The organism is Paenibacillus sp. CCS19 (genome assembly GCF_033239625.1).
GTDB lineage: Bacteria > Bacillota > Bacilli > Paenibacillales > Paenibacillaceae > Paenibacillus_T.
Map to the genome: position 1 here is coordinate 1 of NZ_BTCK01000100.1, position 1,073 is coordinate 1,073.

The 1,073-nt window shown below is 50.3% G+C and carries 1 protein-coding gene; it reads left to right on the forward strand.

Going from position 1 to position 1,073, the window contains the following annotated elements; translation table 11 throughout:
- Positions 1 to 107: 107 nt before the first annotated feature.
- Positions 108 to 1,064, forward strand: coding sequence for an IS30 family transposase (locus SBI19_RS29345; protein WP_317973073.1), 957 nt, complete (start codon positions 108 to 110; stop codon positions 1,062 to 1,064).
- The last annotated feature ends 9 nt before the right edge of the window (positions 1,065 to 1,073 follow it).

Consider the following 1,073-nt stretch of genomic DNA (forward strand, 5'->3'; position numbering starts at 1 on the left):
TGACGGATTGTAATATGAATTGCGACAGCTAAACACAAAGAAGCCCATGAATGGATTCGTGTAAAATGGAAGTTACCACACCACCATCATTTACAGGAGAACCCAACATGAGCTACTCCCATCTTAGCATAATTGAACGCGGACAACTAGAGACATTGAACGAGCTTGGCTGGACGACTAGAGAGATTGGTCAGAAGCTTAACCGTCATCATTCTACAATTGCCCGCGAACTTCAACGAGGACAGTCTGACGATCATTACGTAGCAGAAGCTGCGCAGGATGCATATGAGCAGCGGAGAGCTTCTTGTGTTCCGACAGGAAAGTTAACACCTGAGCTAGCAGATGAGCTGCAGGAGAAGCTTAGACAGACCTGGTCGCCGGAGCAAATCGCGGAAAAGGGGCGAAGTGAAGGGCAGCCGGGCGTTTGCTTTAAGACGATCTACCGCTGGCTTTATGATGGTAAGTTGACCATATCAGAGACGCAGGTGCTTCGCCACAAAGGGAAAAGACGCAAACCTATGGAGACACGAGGACGCTTCCTCGTCGGTTCTCCGATCCGTCAGCGCCCTAAGGAAGTGCGTAAGCGTACGACCTTTGGTCACTGGGAGTTGGATACGGTCGTGTCCAGCAGAGGGAAAAGCAAAGCCTGTGCAGCCACTTTTATCGAGCGTAAGACAAGGTTATACTTCGCTGTTAAGATGCCCGACCGCACCGCGCATTCGATGGAAGTCGCCTTTGGTGTAGCCGCTAGCCAATACCCTCAAGGTACCTTTAAAACCGCTACTACAGATCGCGGCAAAGAGTTTGCCTGCTACACCGAGCTAGAGCATTTTCACAACGTTAACGTCTTCTTTGCTGATCCCTATTCTTCTTGGCAACGAGGTTCCAATGAGAACGCTAATGGGCTCTTACGAGAGTTTTTCCCTAAAGGGCACGATTTCGCTACGGTCACAGATGAGGGGTTAGCCGAGGCTGTTCGTCTCATCAACCACCGCCCCCGTAAATGCCTGAACTGGAAATCTGCTTACGAAGCCTTCATGGATGAACTGTCGCACTTGGCTTGACAATCCGTC